The organism is Paenibacillus sp. Pae15 (assembly GCF_024519685.1).
GTDB classification, from domain to species: domain Bacteria; phylum Bacillota; class Bacilli; order Paenibacillales; family NBRC-103111; genus Paenibacillus_G; species Paenibacillus_G naphthalenovorans.
In genome coordinates, this window is sequence record NZ_JALJRM010000001.1 from 291,407 (window position 1) to 307,172 (window position 15,766).

The 15,766-nt window shown below is 49.0% G+C and carries 18 protein-coding genes; all 18 read right to left on the bottom strand.

Going from position 1 to position 15,766, the window contains the following annotated elements; all coding sequences use genetic code 11:
* Positions 1-23 precede the first annotated feature (23 nt).
* Positions 24-899, bottom strand: coding sequence for a MinD/ParA family protein (locus NR121_RS01385; RefSeq protein ID WP_054818892.1), 876 nt, complete (start codon positions 897-899; stop codon positions 24-26).
* On the bottom strand, positions 896-2,182 hold the full coding sequence (flhF, locus tag NR121_RS01390) for a flagellar biosynthesis GTPase FlhF (protein ID WP_054818891.1): 1,287 nt from the start codon (positions 2,180-2,182) through the stop codon (positions 896-898). The genes NR121_RS01385 and flhF overlap by 4 nt, the downstream gene beginning before the upstream one ends.
* Positions 2,179-4,212 carry a flagellar biosynthesis protein FlhA gene (gene flhA / locus NR121_RS01395; RefSeq protein WP_062407978.1) on the bottom strand — a complete coding sequence of 678 codons (2,034 nt, stop codon included), beginning with the start codon at positions 4,210-4,212 and terminating at the stop codon, positions 2,179-2,181. Before flhA ends, flhF begins: the two co-directional genes overlap by 4 nt.
* Before the next feature lie 24 nt (positions 4,213-4,236).
* Positions 4,237-5,328 carry a flagellar biosynthesis protein FlhB gene (gene flhB / locus NR121_RS01400; RefSeq protein ID WP_062407976.1) on the bottom strand — a complete coding sequence of 364 codons (1,092 nt, stop codon included), beginning with the start codon at positions 5,326-5,328 and terminating at the stop codon, positions 4,237-4,239.
* 20 nt (positions 5,329-5,348) lie between these two features.
* Entirely contained in the window at positions 5,349-6,128 is a 780-nt protein-coding gene (gene fliR, locus NR121_RS01405; protein WP_062407974.1) for a flagellar biosynthetic protein FliR, read from the bottom strand.
* A gap of 10 nt (positions 6,129-6,138) precedes the next feature.
* Positions 6,139-6,408, bottom strand: a complete 270-nt coding sequence (gene fliQ / locus NR121_RS01410) for a flagellar biosynthesis protein FliQ (RefSeq protein ID WP_054818890.1) — start codon at positions 6,406-6,408, stop codon at positions 6,139-6,141.
* A 23-nt stretch (positions 6,409-6,431) separates the two neighbouring features.
* Positions 6,432-7,193: a flagellar type III secretion system pore protein FliP gene (fliP, locus tag NR121_RS01415; protein WP_054818889.1), complete on the bottom strand. Its 762-nt coding sequence runs from the start codon at positions 7,191-7,193 to the stop codon at positions 6,432-6,434.
* Complete coding sequence (locus NR121_RS01420; RefSeq protein ID WP_062407972.1) at positions 7,190-7,669, bottom strand: flagellar biosynthetic protein FliO; 480 nt, start codon at positions 7,667-7,669, stop codon at positions 7,190-7,192. The genes fliP and NR121_RS01420 overlap by 4 nt, the downstream gene beginning before the upstream one ends.
* Before the next feature lie 221 nt (positions 7,670-7,890).
* The gene (locus tag NR121_RS01425) at positions 7,891-8,253 is read right to left on the bottom strand and encodes a response regulator (RefSeq protein WP_054818888.1); all 363 of its coding nucleotides are present in this window, start codon (positions 8,251-8,253) and stop codon (positions 7,891-7,893) included.
* Positions 8,254-8,283: 30 nt separating this feature from the next.
* Entirely contained in the window at positions 8,284-9,603 is a 1,320-nt protein-coding gene (fliY, locus tag NR121_RS01430; protein WP_062407970.1) for a flagellar motor switch phosphatase FliY, read from the bottom strand.
* Entirely contained in the window at positions 9,593-10,591 is a 999-nt protein-coding gene (gene fliM / locus NR121_RS01435; RefSeq protein WP_054818887.1) for a flagellar motor switch protein FliM, read from the bottom strand. The genes fliY and fliM overlap by 11 nt, the downstream gene beginning before the upstream one ends.
* A 51-nt stretch (positions 10,592-10,642) precedes the next feature.
* Positions 10,643-11,098, bottom strand: a complete 456-nt coding sequence (locus NR121_RS01440; protein WP_171005859.1) for a flagellar basal body-associated FliL family protein — start codon at positions 11,096-11,098, stop codon at positions 10,643-10,645.
* Between the two features lie 24 nt (positions 11,099-11,122).
* A complete protein-coding gene (locus tag NR121_RS01445) occupies positions 11,123-11,344 on the bottom strand; it encodes a flagellar FlbD family protein (RefSeq protein WP_062407968.1) in 222 nt (73 codons plus the stop codon).
* 57 nt (positions 11,345-11,401) lie between these two features.
* Entirely contained in the window at positions 11,402-12,235 is an 834-nt protein-coding gene (gene flgG, locus NR121_RS01450; protein ID WP_062407966.1) for a flagellar basal body rod protein FlgG, read from the bottom strand.
* Positions 12,236-12,333: 98 nt separating this feature from the next.
* A complete protein-coding gene (locus NR121_RS01455) occupies positions 12,334-12,711 on the bottom strand; it encodes a TIGR02530 family flagellar biosynthesis protein (RefSeq protein WP_054818885.1) in 378 nt (125 codons plus the stop codon).
* Entirely contained in the window at positions 12,712-13,155 is a 444-nt protein-coding gene (gene flgD, locus NR121_RS01460) for a flagellar hook assembly protein FlgD (protein ID WP_062407963.1), read from the bottom strand.
* A 41-nt stretch (positions 13,156-13,196) separates the two neighbouring features.
* Positions 13,197-14,810: a flagellar hook-length control protein FliK gene (locus NR121_RS01465; protein ID WP_256830249.1), complete on the bottom strand. Its 1,614-nt coding sequence runs from the start codon at positions 14,808-14,810 to the stop codon at positions 13,197-13,199.
* 22 nt (positions 14,811-14,832) lie between these two features.
* Positions 14,833-15,744 carry a MotE family protein gene (locus NR121_RS01470; protein ID WP_256830250.1) on the bottom strand — a complete coding sequence of 304 codons (912 nt, stop codon included), beginning with the start codon at positions 15,742-15,744 and terminating at the stop codon, positions 14,833-14,835.
* Positions 15,745-15,766: the final 22 nt, after the last annotated feature.

Consider the following 15,766-nt stretch of genomic DNA (forward strand, 5'->3'; position numbering starts at 1 on the left):
CAGAGGACTTTTAAGCCCTTCCCTTAACCTTGCTTCAACAGCCTGATCATTTTGGTTAAGAAGCCTTTGACCGCTCCTGTTTGCATCTCCGCCGGAGATTGTTTGGCGATAAAATTGTCTGTCAATTCACTAATTGATTTGGAAGCGGCACTAAACGGAAAAGCAACGGTAAACGGAACTTGTTTCTTCACCGCTTTGGAGACGTTGCTGTCGTCCAATACAAATCCCAGCGCAGGTATGTCCAAATTCAGAAATTGTTTGGCTACCATGCTGATTTTGTCTGCTGTCTGCCGACCCTCCTTCCAATCCGTCGCCCGGTTTACCACCAAACGGAACGCTACCTGGTCGTTCATCGAATGAACCATCTTGATGATGGCATAAGCATCGGTGATCGATGTAGGCTCCGGTGTGGTGACGACGATGGTCTCCTCCGCGGCCACGATGAATTTGATCGTCTCCTTGGACAAGCCGGCTCCCGTATCGAATATGATGAAATCGACATGACCGGTTAATTGGTTGACCTGATCCGCAAAATAATCGAGCTGTTCATCGGATAAGCGAATCAAATCGTTAAATCCTGATCCTCCTGCAATAAACTGCAAATCATCGTGCCCGGTTTGAATAATTTCCCAGATGGTTTTTTCTTTTTTCAATAGGTGATATAAGTTGAATTTGGATGATATCCCCATCAGCACATCGATATTGGCAAGACCGATGTCCGCGTCGAATACCAGTACCTTGAATCCTTTTTTTTGCAGGGATAATGCGAAATTAAGCGTAAAGTTCGATTTGCCGACTCCGCCTTTCCCGCTTGTCACCGTAAGAATGCGTGTCGCTTTGTCTTTCGGCTCGCTTTGATTCCGTATCAGATTGCGCAACCCCTGCGCCTGATCGCTCATGACTTGCCCGCCTCCAGAATCAAATCAATCAATTGATGTTCATTCAGCTCTTGGATATCGTCCGGCACGCTCTGTCCGTTAGCGATATAAGACGTTTGAAGTCCGAATTCGCGAATAAGGTTCACAACCGAGCCGTAAGAGTCGGTCTCATCCATTTTGGTGAACAGCACCTTATCCAGTTTGAATTTGCAGAAATTGTGTGTAATAGCCTGCATATCTTTGTACTTGGTCGTCATGCTGAGGACCAGATACGTCTCGCTCTTCCCGTTAGATTTCAGCAGCGCATTCAGCTCCGAGACATACATCTCGTTGCGAAAATTTCTTCCCGCCGTATCCATAAAAATCAAATCGCAATCCCGCAGCTGCTCAAAGGCTCTATTCAAATCCAACGGCGAGAAAACAACTTCAAGCGGCACGTTCAAAATGGTTGCGTATGTTTTTAACTGTTCAACGGCGGCTATTCGGTACGTGTCGGAAGTAATAAATCCGACCTTGCGGTGATGCTTAAGCACCTGCTCTGCAGCCAGTTTGGCGATCGTCGTCGTCTTGCCGACACCCGTCGGTCCGACGAAGTGGGCGATCCGGGTATCTGCGGCGATCGATTTGTTCTTGGAAGAGCACAGCATGGCCTCCAACTGCCTCTTCAATGAGGAAGATGCCCACTCCTCGGTAAGCTCCGCCCCTTCCGCTTCCGCCTCTTTGGATACGTTCATTAAAAGTTCTTCCACGAGAAGAGGATCCAGCTCCTGGCGGAGAAGGCGCGCTTCAAGCTCCTTCAGCACCGGATTCACAGCCTCCTGAACTGTGCCCTGCCGGGTAAGCTTCAGCATCATTTCTTTCATTTGCCTGATTTCATCCATCAAAAGCTCTTCTCTGGGTTTGACCATTGTGGCCCCCGCAGGCTGGGCGGCCGCTGCAGCCGCCTGTCCCGTCACCGGCAGCACATCCGGCACTTCGGGAAAGGAAAGCGGCGGTTGTTCCCGTCGCTCCCGTTGAGCTCCGTAAGCCGCGGTGCCGAACCTCATCGGAGCAGCGGGGACGACGTTAAGCTCCGGTTTCGGAATTGCCCCAGTCGTTGCTGCATTGGAAGTCATCGCTCCGCCGGCGGGAATGGCGGTATCCGTCGCTGCAATGACCTCGATTTTCTTTTTGGAGAACATCCCAAGAAAACCGCCGGAACGAATTTCTTTCGTATTAATAATGACCGCGTCATTCCCCAGATCAGTCCGAATTTTTTGGAGGGCATCCGGCATGGAATCAACGACGTACCGCTTTACTCTCATAGATTCACAACCCCCATACTTTGAATTTCAACGTTCGGCTCGAGCTCGCTGTAAGACAGGACCGGAATATCCTGCATGGTGCGCTCCAGCAGTTGACGGAGATACATCCGGATGGTCGGCGATGTCAAAACCACAGGCTGCTGACCCGCTTGAATCAGCTTGGTGACCTGATCGTTAATGCGCTGATAAATCACTTGAGTGGACGTAGGGTCAAGCGCCAGATAGCTTCCTTGATCCGACTGCTGGACCGATTCCGCAATTTTCTTCTCCAGGGTCGGTCCCACGGTAATCACCTTTAGAGATTCGCCGCTTGTCGTATACTGCTGAGTAATTTGTCTGGACAGCGCTTGTCTTACATATTCCGTAAGGATTTCCGTATCTTTGGTATAAGTGCCGTAATCCGCCAACGTCTCGAGGATCGTGACCAGATCGCGAATCGAAATTTTCTCCCGAAGAAGTTTGACCAGCACCTTTTGCACGTCGCCTAAAGATAAGACGTTGGGAATAAGGTCGTCCACAAGGGCGGGATAATTCTCCTTGACATTCTCGATAAGAGCCTTCGTTTCTTGCCGGCCCAAAAGCTCGTGAGCGTGCTTTTTGATGACCTCGGTCAAATGAGTAGCTACAACGGAAGGAGGATCTACCACGGTATAACCGGACAGCTCCGCGCGTTCTTTGGTGCTCTCGTCAATCCAGAGCGCCGGAAGTCCGAACGCGGGCTCCAGCGTATCAATTCCTGTAATGGAATCATCCTCAATGCCCGGGCTCATCGCCAAATAATGGTTCAGCAGAAGATCGCCGCGAGCGACGGTATTCCCTTTAATCTTGATCACATATTCATTAGGTCTAAGCTGAATATTGTCGCGGATCCGAATGACGGGAACGACAACGCCAAGCTCCAGCGCGCACTGTCTGCGGATGAGAATAATCCGATCCAATAAATCTCCCCCTTGCTGGGCATCCGCCAGAGGGATCAAACCGTAGCCGAATTCGAATTCAATCGGATCAACCTGCAGCAAACCGATGACACTTTCAGGACTGCGGACCTCCTCGATCTGCTGCTCCTCTTCAAGCTGAACCTCTTCCGCTTGCTTGCGGGTGAAATTCTGCTGCATGCGATAGGCCGCAAAGGCGAGCAATATGGCAATAGGAAAGGTGGTCATGACATGGATCGGAGTAAAAATACCGAGTGCAGCAATCGTTCCGGCTACGATATACAGCAGCTTCGGATAAGAAAACATCTGCGCCGTAAGATCCTGGGCCAAATTGCCTTCGGAAGATGCTCGCGTGACGACAATACCCGCTGCTGTAGAGATGAGCAGTGCCGGGATTTGGCTTACCAGACCGTCTCCGATCGTCAGGATGGAATACAGAGAGCCTGCTTCCGCGATTGACATATCATGCATAGCCACCCCGATGATCAAACCCCCGATGATATTGATAACCAACATGATGATGCTGGCAATGGCATCTCCCTTAACGAATTTGCTGGCTCCGTCCATCGCGCCGTAGAAATCAGCCTCCCGGGCTATCTTCTCCCGTCTTTCCTTGGCTTGCTGCTCATTGATCATCCCCGCGTTCAAATCCGCGTCGATGCTCATCTGCTTTCCGGGCATCGCATCGAGCGTAAAGCGTGCAGAAACCTCGGCAACGCGCTCAGAACCTTTGGTAATGACGATAAATTGAACGACGACCAAGATAAGGAAGACAACAAAGCCGACGACGATGTTGCCCCCTGCTACGAACTCACCAAAGGTTCTGACCACACTACCGGCATCCGCGTTTGCCAGAATGTTTCTCGTGGTGGATACGCTGAGGGCCAAGCGAAACAACGTCGTGATCAGCAGCAGAGACGGAAAAATCGAGAATTGAAGCGCGTCCTGCGTATTCATGCCAATCAAAATAATCAGCAGTGCTGCAGCAATATTCATAATGAGCAGAAAATCCAGCAGCCATAATGGCAGCGGAATGACCATCATTAGAACGATTCCGATGATGCCTACGAGAACGACTAAATCTCTGGCTTTCACTCCATTACCCTCCTTTCCTTACTTTTAGTTCGCTTTCCCTTTTAATTTGTATACATAGGCAAGCACTTCAGCTACGGCCTGGAACATATCGGCGGGTATCGATTCGCCGATTTCCACTTGAGCATACAGCGCCCGGGCCAGAGGCTTATTTTCCATCGTAATGATTCCGTTATCCTTGGCGACCTGCCTAATCTTAAGAGCAATATAATCGGTACCCTTGGCAATGACGGTCGGCGCTTGCATTTGGCCTGCATCATACTTAATGGCTACCGCAAAGTGAGTCGGGTTGGTGATTACGACGTCCGCTTTTGGAATCTCCTGCATCATTCGCTGCAGCGCCATCCTCCGCTGCTTTTCACGAATTTTACCTTTAATGAGCGGATCGCCTTCCGTCTTTTTGTACTCGTCCTTAATGTCCTGCTTGGACATCCGGATACTCTTGCCATGCTCGTAACGCTGATACATATAATCGAAGATCGCCAGAATGATTAAGATCAGGCCAATCTTAAGGCCTAGCGATAGGGTGAGCGACCATGTAAACAGAGCAATTTCTTCAAGCGGCATCTGCGCGAGCCTCAAGATATAATCCTTCTGCGCCACCAGCGTCGTATAAACGACAATCCCGATAATCGACATCTTCAGCACCGATTTCAAGAAGTCGACTAACGCCCTCATGGAGAACAACTGTTTAGCACCTTGGATCGGATTGATTTTATTAAATTTCATCATGAGCGGTTCTCCGGTGAGCAGAAACCCGATTTGCAAATAATTACCTAGTACGGCAACCGCAACGGCAATCAGGAAAATCGGCCCGACGATCAGAAGAAGCTGTAATGCCATCTTCTCAAACAACACGATAACGTTATCTGCGGTAAGATTGAGAAGGAGAAAGTCATGAAGCGTCGACTGGAACAATCCGAACAACCGATCCTTCATAAAGGCTCCGAACAAGGAAAACGACAGGAAGGAAAAAAACAGGATAAAGGCAGCCGGCAAATCCATACTTTTGGCGACCTGGCCTTTTTGTCTGGATTCTTGTTTTTTCTTGGGCGTAGCTTCTTCCGTTTTTTCTTGAGAGAACAGCTGCAAATTGAGTTTTAAACGAAACTGCGCCACGTCCTTGCCTCCGTTCTTTCCTATTCGTTGAATAATCCGAAGAAATCCCTGATCGCATCCAGCATCGAAGCAAACATGTCTTTGTAGACTGTTTCATAGCCGGGAAATAACAAGAGCAGCATGACGAATCCGAGCAAAATTTTGAGCGGCAGGCCGATAACAAAAATATTGAACTGCGGCGATACCCTTGCCAGGAGGCCAAGCCCTACGTCAGCCAGAAACAAGGCGACCACCAAAGGAGCAGCGATTTGAAAGCTTATCGAGAACACGCTGGAAAACGTACGTATCATAAAATCGGACAGCTGCCCATTATTATTCAAATAGAACAAGTTGTTATCGAGCGGAATCCATTCGTAGCTCCTCATGATCCCTTCAAGCAAATAATGGTGGCCGTTAAAAGACAGAAACAGCAACAAAGCGATAATATATTTTAAATTGCCGAGAATCGGACTTTGGGCTCCCGTCATCGGGTCGATGACGTTCGCAATACCGAACCCCATCTGAAGGTCAATGAACGAGCCCGCAATTTGTACAATCGTAAAAAACATGTACGCGATGAAACCCAAACACAAGCCTACAAGCACTTCACGTATGACGGTCAAAACATATAGCGAATCCATCGCCACCGGCGCAGCCGTTCCCACACCGAAATATGCGATAAAGGCTGTAAAAAACGCAAGGCCGATCTTGAACTGTGCCGGTACATGCTGCGCTGAAAACACGGGAGATACAACGAAAAATGAAGTAACCCGACAAAGAATCAGCAGAAATCCCGGAAAATACGTGAGAAACCATTCCATAATCCACAACCTAACCCACGTATTTATACAAGTTGTTCAGCAATTGATAAGTAAAATCAACCAGCGTATTAAGAATCCAAGGTCCGAATATGAGCAAAGCAAGCAAAACGACGACAATTTTGGGCACGAATGCCAGCGTCTGCTCTTGAATTTGCGTTGTCGCCTGAAATATGCTGATGACAAGTCCGACCACCAGCGCCAGCACCATCATCGGCGCACTGGCCTTTAGAGTCGTAAAGACGGCCTCTCCTGCTATTCTGATTACAAATTCCGAGCTCAAATCGTTCTCCTCCTGATGGCCTTCTATGTGTTGTAGCTAAGCAGCAACGACCTTACGACCAGATACCAGCCATCCACCAGGATGAACAACAAGATTTTAAAAGGAAGTGAAATCATCACCGGCGGAAGCATCATCATCCCCATCGCCATCAATGTGCTTGCTACTACCATATCAATAACAAGAAACGGAATAAAAATCATAAAGCCCATCTGAAAGGCGGTCTTCAACTCGCTGATCGCATAAGCCGGAACGAGGGCCGTCAAAGGCGTATCTTCTACGCCGGTCGGCGGAGCCGCTTTGGAATAATCCAGAAACAGCTTCAGGTCCTTCTGCCTCGTATGCTGGAACATAAACTTTTTCATAGAAACAGATGCATTATCCAAAGCCGCTGTCTGTGTAAGCTCTCCTCTCATGTAGGGCTGCAGCGCGGTTTGATTGATCTCTCCCAATGTCGGAGCCATGATGAAAAAGGTAAGAAACAGCGCTAACCCGATGAGCACCTGATTCGGCGGCATCGACATCGTACCCAATGAAGTACGAACAAAGCCGAGTACGATGATGATGCGGGTGAAGCTGGTCATGAGAACCAGTATAGCCGGGGCTATACTTAAGATCGTGATCATCAGCAATATCGTAACCGTGTTCGAGGCTCCTTGCGGATCGCCGGAAGTCCCGATATCGATATTGATTCCCGGAATCGGATCTGCTGCATACGCTTGGCCGGATAACATTCCCGACAAGCATAAAAGTAAGAGAACCAGGTAAAGCCTGCGTCTGTGATTCATGATTTATCATTCAACCGATCTGAATTATTCTCTTGCTTCAGCATCTCTTCCATCATTTTCTTTCGGTCTGTCATCTGCTGCATTTTGGTTTGAAACACCTGCTGAAACGATGCGGTCACTTCCATCTCTTCGTCTACCTGCGGTTTGTGACGCAGCTTTTTCATGAATTCCCCTAACGATGCAAAGGAAGGACCCGTAAAAGCCGTCCCGCTGGCCATCATCTCCGCGATATGGGCAACCTCGGCCTCATCGGTAATTTTGTCAAGCAGCTGTATGTTTTCACCGATGCCTACAACATACAAGGCATTCCCGATTTCTACGATTTGAATGGATTTATTCGGACCGAGCGACAGTCCGCCAAGCGAGCGAAGCGTACGGCCCGATAAAAATTTGTTTTTTTGTTGCGAGATGACCTTCATTATGATGAAGAAAATGCCGATAATAAGAACAAGAAACAATATGACTTTGACAATCATCCAAAGCGTGTCCCCTGGTGAAACACCAGGTATTGGCTCCGATGAATCAAGCATCCCCGGCTCATGGGGGGGCGTGCCCGTTTCGCCGTAACAAACAGCAGCAGCCGCTGCTGTTTGTATCCAAAATACTGCAGCGAAAAACAACCATTTGGTTGTGAGTCTGGTCAACGCTCTACATTCCCTTCCGTCTTCGTAGACTCTCCCCAACGCTTCGGTATCATCTACCCTAAGGTTTTCTTAATAGCCTCAATAACACGGTCAGCCTGGAACGGTTTTACGATAAAATCTTTTGCCCCTGCCTGAATGGCGTCAATAACCATTGCTTGCTGCCCCATCGCAGAACACATAATCACTTTTGCATTAGCATCAATCTTCTTAATCTCCTTCAACGCTTGAATCCCGTCCATTTCCGGCATGGTTATGTCCATTGTAATCAAATCCGGGGAAAGCTCTTTAAATTTCTCTATCGCTTGAGCTCCATCATTGGCTTCACCGACAACCTCATATCCATTTTTAGTCAAGATGTCGCGGATCATCATTCTCATAAATGCTGCATCGTCTACAATTAAAATTCGGTTTGCCATAATTACACAGTCCTCCCAAGGTTGCTTAATCTAATATTGTAATTTTTGAATTCTGTCCCATTGATTTACGATATCCGTAACACGAACACCAAAGTTTTCATCAATAACGACCACTTCGCCTTTAGCGATCAGCTTGTTGTTCACCAGAATATCGACCGGTTCCCCTGCCAGCTTGTCCAATTCGATAATAGAACCCTGAGACAACTCCAATATGTCTTTTATGACTTTGTGTGTTCTCCCCAGCTCAACAGTAACCTTCAGAGGAATGTCGAGCAGCAGGTTCAAATTCGTATCTTCCGCAGGAGTCAGATTCGTCGGTGTAAAGTTGGTAAACTGAGCCGGCTGTACATTGACATTCCGTGAATCCGGCATGCCGTAAGCGGCAGGCTGCGACGGATAAGCCTGTGGATTTGGCGGCATCGGCGGTTGGCCATACATCGGTTGTTGATATACCGGCGGCTGCTGCGGCGGTTGACCGTACATCGGCTGTTGGGACGGTTGGCCGTAAGGCGGCGGCTGCTGTGCAGGCGGCGCTGAATAATAATCGTTCACCGGCTTATGATCTGCATGCTGTGCATACGGTTCTGGCGCTGGTGCAGCTGGTGCGGGCGGCGCCGATGGAGCAGGCGGTTCGGCAACCGTCTCTTCCTGAAATTCCCCCCCTCCCATAAGAATGGATACCATATCTTTGGCGAAGGGGACCGGAAGCAGCTGCATAATGGTCGAATCGATCAGATCTCCAATCGTTAACCGGAAAGAAACTTTGATGAACACTTCTTCCGGAGGCAGCGCAGCCGTTCCTTCTCCTTCCGACAAGTTCAGAATATCAATCCCAGGCGGTGAAATATTGACAAACCGGTTAAAGATGGTCGACATGGATGTAGCCGAGGAACCCATCATTTGATTCATCGCTTCCTGGACCGCACTAATATGGATCTCGCTCAATTCGTCGGTTTGCCCTGTTCCATCACCGCCCATCATCAAATCGGCGATGACTTGAGCATCCCGCGTTTTAATGACAAGAAGATTGATGCCGTGAAACCCATCGACATAATTGACATGAACTGCGACATGAGGCTTTGGAAATTCCTCGATCAATTCCTCTCGCGCAATGACGGACACTTTAGGCGTGGTAATATCTACCTTCTTTCCAAGCAGCGTGGATAATGCGGTAGCGGCACTGCCAAAGGTAATATTGCCGATTTCGCCTAATGCGTCTTGTTCCAACGAGGACAAATAATCTTCCACTTTTGGAGCAAAACCGGAACCGCCGACTGAATCGACTTCAGCCGATTGTCTCAACAAGGCATCGATTTCTTCTTGAGACAAATAATCCTTATTATTCGTCATACTCTTCTACTCCTTCTTGGACAATCTCATTGATTTGCACAGCCAGCTTGCCTCGGGTCGTTCCCGGACTTCCGAAAAATTTCAGCTTATCCCCGATCCGAATATGCAGTGGCTCCTCGACGGACCGGTTCAATGTAATCACATCGCCGACGTTCAGATTCAAAAATTCCCTGACCGATATTTGGGATGTGCCAAGCTCTGCAATCACTGGCAATTTTGCTTTATGAAGCCTCGATTGAAGGGCTGTCATTTCTTCCGGCGCGCTGGTCTTTTTCTGGGATACAAACCAATGATGAACTGACAATCTCGGCATAATCGGCTCAATAACGACATGAGGTATGCACAAGTTGATCATCCCGGTTGTATCTCCGATTTTAGTACTCAATGAAATGAGTGCAATGGTTTCGTTAGGTGAAACAATCTGCATAAATTGCGGGTTGGTTTCCAAGGCTTCCAGCCTCGGTGACAAATCCACAACCGTTTTCCATGCTTCCTGCAGACTTTCAAACGCCCGGCTGAAGATGCGTTCCATCACGATCGTTTCGATTTCCGTCAGTGCATTAATTTTGGTTGGGGACGTACCCACACCTCCCAGCAGCCTGTCCAGCATCGCAAACGCTACGTTCGGATGTACTTCCAGCACCATTCGTCCTTCCAAAGGTTCGGCTTCAAAGATGTTAAGAATCGTCATCTTGGGTATGGACCGAATAAATTCGTCATAGGGCAGCTGCTCGACCTGTACGACATTGATTTGCACAAAGGTACGGAGCTGGGCGGAAAAATAGGTAGTCAGATATCGCGCGAAGTTCTCATGGATCCGAGTAAGACTTCGGATATGATCTTTGGAGAAACGAACCGCTCTCTTAAAATCATAGGCTCTGACTTTTTTCTGCGTCTCTTCTTTTTTAAGCTCTTCCGCATCCATTTCTCCTGATGATAGCGCCGCGAGCAAAGCGTCGATCTCATTCTGAGAAAGTACATCTACCATTAGCGTCACCTCCTTCGTGCCGTAACTCTACTTGCCTTATTAAGATTTCTGCTATTGGAGAACAATGTCGGTAATCAATATTTGATTCAGTTTTCCTTGCTGCAGAAGCGGGTTCATTTTATTCATAAGGGCTGAAGTGAGATTGTCAAAGCCTTTGCTTCCCGACACTTGATCCGGGGTCATATCGGCGAGCGTTTGGATCACGATCGCTTTCATCTGCGTTTCCAGCTTTTCAAACTCCTCCCTCGCCTTCTTATTTTCCAGTTCAAAGGCAAAGCTTACTTTAATGAACTTGTTGTTTCCGCCAGAAAGGTTGGTCAACACATCCTTCATGCTGAAGGTGTTGTCCCGCACCTCATCCGGAGTAAGCTTCTTGCCCGACTTGACTTCACTGGCCGATTGCTGCGCCTGATCCCGGAGGGTGCCGTTAGCTTTATCCATATAATTCCAGAGGATGAAAGCTGCCGTCAAAATTAATGTAATGGCGATGAGGACGGCCACCACCATGATGAATATTTTACTCCTAAACAATTACGACCCCTCCGAATCCAGGCTTTTTATCATACTGCCTACAAGCCCAACCGACTGCAAGAATCGTTGAACCATGGCAACAGTATCATCCACTTTTTCCAGCACCATTATTTTCTTACCGGTTACTAGAGTAATCATTGTATCCGGTGTCTCCTCGATCGTTTCGATCAGGAGAGCATTAATCGTAATTTGCTTTCCGTTAAGCCGAGTCAAGCGAATCATCAGCTACCTCCGGTATACTTAGTAATTGGGGGAGGAAATCCTCCCCCATCCCTCAGATTATCGTTTCAGATTAACGACCTCTTGAAGTACTTCATCCGAAGTCGTGATAATTCTGGAGTTAGACTGGAATCCGCGCTGGGCAATAATCATCTCGGTAAACTCCGAGGTCAAATCGACATTGGACATTTCGAGCTGTCCGGAGATAATGGCGCCGGTGCCGGTAACCGGATTATTCGCCTGAGCCTCTTCCCCGGTAGGCAGCTCTTGCGCGTCTGGCGGCATCGCGTTAGGCGTCACGCGGTACAAGTTACCGCCGATTTTCTCGAGCCCGGAAGGATTAACTACCTTTACGACGCCAATAAAGACACCGCTCGGAGTCGCTGTTCCATCTTCTCCTACAGTGATCAGCTCGCCCGACTGTGAGATTGAAAAGGCCGTCACCGTATCGTCAAGCTGGATAATCCCTCCCTCGCTGTCCGACACGAAGAGTCCGTCAGCGTTGACCAGCCTGCGGTTGGAGTCCAGCGTGAAATTCCCCGCACGGCTCAAAAAAGGCTGTTCTTGATCTTCCGTTGCTCTCAGCATGAAGAAGCCGTCACCGTCAATTCTCAGGTCCGTTACGACGTTCGTCGTCATGGCGCTGCCCGGCGTGTGCAATGTGTCAATGGCACCGACGGTAACACCAAGTCCGATTTGCTTCGCGTTGACGCCGCCACGTTCGTCCGTAGGTGCCGACACGCCGGAGACGGTTTGGCTGAGAATATCCTTGAACATGACACGGCCGGCCTTAAAACCAACCGTATTGACGTTGGCAATGTTATTGCCGATGACGTCCAGCTTGGTTTGAAATCCTCTCATACCTGATACGCCAGAATACAGAGATCTTAACATCGTTAGATTTCCTCCCTGAATGCGAATATGTACTGAAATGCCGGTTGTTTCAGTCGATCCACAACCGAGGCCTCCGCGCAGCGGGCCGGCCTAAACATTTAAGAAATGATGATGGCACTGTCAATTTGCGTGAACAAGTTGTCTTTCATAGAGGCTTCGTCCATGGCCGTAACCACGGTACGACTCTTAATATTCACAATCAAGGCCGTATCATCGATCAGCATAAGCGATTCTTTCATGCCTTTGCTCGCAGCTTTATCGATGGCCGAATTGATTTTGGCCAGATGTTCGGGCTGGAACTGAATCCCCCGCTGTCGCAATCGTTCTTCGGCATGATGGCTGAAACGCAGCGTTTGTTTTTGTAAAATTTTATCAAACGATAAGTTACCGTTTGGGGGGGATGCCGCTGTCTTAATGGAGTGGTTTGGAGTCACCACATTCGGATAAAGACGGCCAATCGTTATTCGCTCCGTCATTTAGCTTTCCTCCGGATTCGAAATTTGGCTGATTTTATCGAGCGTAACTTCCTCTCCATTTACCTTTGCAAACTGCTCGCCCTTTTTTACCGTGATGGACTCGACTATGCCGGATTTCGTTTGTGTGTCTCCATTACTATCCACATAAGTCCAAGTAATGCTCTTCCCAATCAATCCGGATGCAAATCCGAGCGATTGTCGGAGCATTTTCATTTCACCGGCCATATTGGTCAACTGTTCCACCGAGGTGAACTGAGCCATTTGGGCGATAAACTCTTTATCCTGCAATGGCTGGGTCGGATCTTGATTTTTTAATTGGGCGATCAAAATTTTCAAAAATTCATCTTTGCCCAATTGATTCTTGTCTTCAGAGCCTGCGCGCTGAACATTTTCTTTGGCGTAATAAGGCCATACGTTTCGGGTACTGATATTCGAGTCTGTCACGGAATCACCTCCTGCTGGCCGTTATGATCCGATAAGACGGTTTATGCCGTCACATCGATGGAGCCCTTGTCGTTCAATGCCTTATTCAAGTTAGCAGATATGTTTATCGGCTGTTCTTCCTCCATGCTCTCTACACTGCCTCTGCCCGATTTGTTTTGCTTGGAGGATTGACCGGAGGACTGCTGCCGCCGATCTTCTTGGAACATGCCGGACTGGAAGCTCTGACTCTGGCCGACCTCGAGCTTTTCGACTTGAATGCCTTGGTTTTGCAATGTCGTCCGAAGCTGGGTTAACTGGCTTTCAAGCATTTCTTTACCAGACAAGCTGTCCGCCATGAATTGGGCTACCAGCATGCCGTTGTGCATCGTCAGTTTCACTTCCACATGTCCAAGATGCTGCGGAAACAATGAGATCTTGGCTTCGGTTAAACCGTCTGCGGACGTGGCAAGAGAAAACGAGCTGACGACAAACTGCGTCATATCATTGGCAAATGTACCAGCGGACATATGCAGTACCGGATGCTTCGGCATCGCATTTCCCGCTTGAGCTCCCTTCATCCAATCCTGCACGGTCATCACGGGATGCTGTCCGTTTACCGGTTCGGAATCAGCCGGCACCAACGGTTCGAATAAGGGTTGATCCTGGATTGCCGGCTGCTCCGCAGAAAGCTTGGCAACCGTATGCTTCACCGCCAGCAGCTCAAGCTTACTCAACTGGGCAGCGGCCACCCGGACGGTCTCTTGTGTCCCGGAGGTCTCCACATCCGTTGCCGGCTGCTCCGCAGAAAGCTTGGCAACCGATTGCTTAGCTGCCAGCATTTCAAGCTTACTCAGCGGGTTAGCGGCCACCCGGATGGTCTCTTGTGTCCCGGAAGTCTCCACATCCGCTGTCGGTTTTACGATGAGCGACGGTTGAGACGGACGATCCGCACGCTCGGCTTCTTTACGCAGATGGCTTTCGCTTGCTGCTGCAGAAACCAAGACCGCAGAAAGCTCCTTCAACGTTTGCTGAAGCTGCGGGTCTTTATGGCCTTGTTCAATCATTTCTTTCAACCGATTCAACATTTGAACCGCCTCGGAAAGGGAGATTCCTGCCTGTATTGTACTGCTGCTCTCCCCTTCCGTTCCTTGATTCTCCGCAGTGGGCGCAGCTGCAATCAGCGGAATAAACAGCATTGGATTTAATGCTTCTTCCAAATGATCGTTAGCCTGAGACACCGGAGCCAAACCGCCTTCCCATGTGCCGTCGTCAGTACCATTTTGTGGGTTCGGGGTAAGAGCCGCCAGGATCGACTGAAGCTGAACGAGCCATGCTTGCAGATCAGGGTTCGATAATAAGGAATGTTCCTCTTCACCGTCCTGCGGTTTCTCCAGCAGTTGAATTAAGCCTTGGATTTGCTCGCCTGTCAGCGCTGCTGCAGATTCGTCTGTTTGAACAGCAGCCATCAGAATAGGGGTAATCAGGCCCGTCAAAACCGAAAGGCCGGTCGCGGCTGAAGCCGAATCCTTACCTGCCTGCGGATGGGCTGAAATCAGCATCCCGTTGAGCGTCGTGGAAAAACCGGAGCCGCCGGTTCCCGAATTAACCGCTCCTGCCGTTCCACCGGCCGTTGTACCGACAGATCCGGCTGTTGATGTTTGGGCTGTAATTTCCATTTTATTTCACCTCCTTTCGGGTTTATTGAACGAGTCGTGCAGAAAGCAAAGCAGCGGTCTCTTTGGATTGCTCGGAGACAGCGGACAATACCCTCGAACGCCCCATGCTGTCCATCGACTTTAATATGGAGAGAACTTTGTCCGGATTTGACTTTTGCATCTCTATTAAAACCGTTGCGGCGCTTTTGGGCGTCATATTCGCAAATGTAGACCCAAGATCATCTTTGCTTAAATGGGTGTCCGCTTGTGACGTCGCAGAGACCGATTGATTCAGCCTTTCCTGAAGGGCGGCAATTTGCGTATCCCTTACGCTGGTTTGGTCTTTTAACAGAATAGAAGCCTCGGCAGCTTTCGCCGGATCCATGCGCTCCAAAACTTTGACCCGTTCATCCGGTTTCATCATTCCCAGAACCAGCACCAATTCGTTTTTGGTCAAATTCTCCAGGATCGGTGCAGCCTTGGAGGGTGACATTTTTGCATACATCCCGGCCAACTGTTGAATTTGAGCCGTGTACTCATCTTCAGAAATCGTCTTGGTCTTGATCTGTTCTTCTAAACCGCTGTTTTTCAATTGCAGATCTTTGATCGTTTGATCACGCTGCTGAAGCGCTGCTTCAGCTTGCTTCAGCTCCTGCTCCTTTTGCTCAAGCTGCTCAGCATAATTTGCAGCCGTCGGCTCTTGCCCGGGTACGGCCTCACCCTGCGTCTGCTGCGGATCTTGATTCCCTTCCTCGGCATTGGTTATTGGAAGGATCGAATTTATAACCGGAATCTTGCTCACTGTACGCACAGCATTACTCATGACATCATAGCCGAAGATGGTCATCAGCACGCCTAACAGTACAGCAGTAAAAACAAAAGGAATGAGGAACCAGATCAGAAACCGTTCCATGGCTCCGTAAGACGACGATTGCTCCGTATTTGCGTTTGCCATGACCTCACCTCCTTCAAATTAT

Excerpts from the sequence above, each read along its gene's own strand:
- NR121_RS01385 (WP_054818892.1), bottom strand. The coding sequence starts at position 899 with ATGAGCGATCAGGCGCAGGGGTTGCGCAATCTGATACGGAATCAAAGC.
- flhF (WP_054818891.1), bottom strand. The coding sequence starts at position 2,182 with ATGAGAGTAAAGCGGTACGTCGTTGATTCCATGCCGGATGCCCTCCAA.
- fliR (WP_062407974.1), bottom strand. The coding sequence starts at position 6,128 with ATGGAATGGTTTCTCACGTATTTTCCGGGATTTCTGCTGATTCTTTGT.
- fliP (WP_054818889.1), bottom strand. The coding sequence starts at position 7,193 with ATGAATCACAGACGCAGGCTTTACCTGGTTCTCTTACTTTTATGCTTG.
- NR121_RS01420 (WP_062407972.1), bottom strand. The coding sequence starts at position 7,669 with ATGATTGTCAAAGTCATATTGTTTCTTGTTCTTATTATCGGCATTTTC.
- NR121_RS01425 (WP_054818888.1), bottom strand. The coding sequence starts at position 8,253 with ATGGCAAACCGAATTTTAATTGTAGACGATGCAGCATTTATGAGAATG.
- fliY (WP_062407970.1), bottom strand. The coding sequence starts at position 9,603 with ATGACGAATAATAAGGATTATTTGTCTCAAGAAGAAATCGATGCCTTG.
- fliM (WP_054818887.1), bottom strand. The coding sequence starts at position 10,591 with ATGGTAGATGTACTTTCTCAGAATGAGATCGACGCTTTGCTCGCGGCG.
- NR121_RS01440 (WP_171005859.1), bottom strand. The coding sequence starts at position 11,098 with ATGGTGGTGGCCGTCCTCATCGCCATTACATTAATTTTGACGGCAGCT.
- NR121_RS01445 (WP_062407968.1), bottom strand. The coding sequence starts at position 11,344 with ATGATTCGCTTGACTCGGCTTAACGGAAAGCAAATTACGATTAATGCT.
- flgG (WP_062407966.1), bottom strand. The coding sequence starts at position 12,235 with ATGTTAAGATCTCTGTATTCTGGCGTATCAGGTATGAGAGGATTTCAA.
- NR121_RS01455 (WP_054818885.1), bottom strand. The coding sequence starts at position 12,711 with ATGACGGAGCGAATAACGATTGGCCGTCTTTATCCGAATGTGGTGACT.
- NR121_RS01465 (WP_256830249.1), bottom strand. The coding sequence starts at position 14,810 with ATGGAAATTACAGCCCAAACATCAACAGCCGGATCTGTCGGTACAACG.
- NR121_RS01470 (WP_256830250.1), bottom strand. The coding sequence starts at position 15,744 with ATGGCAAACGCAAATACGGAGCAATCGTCGTCTTACGGAGCCATGGAA.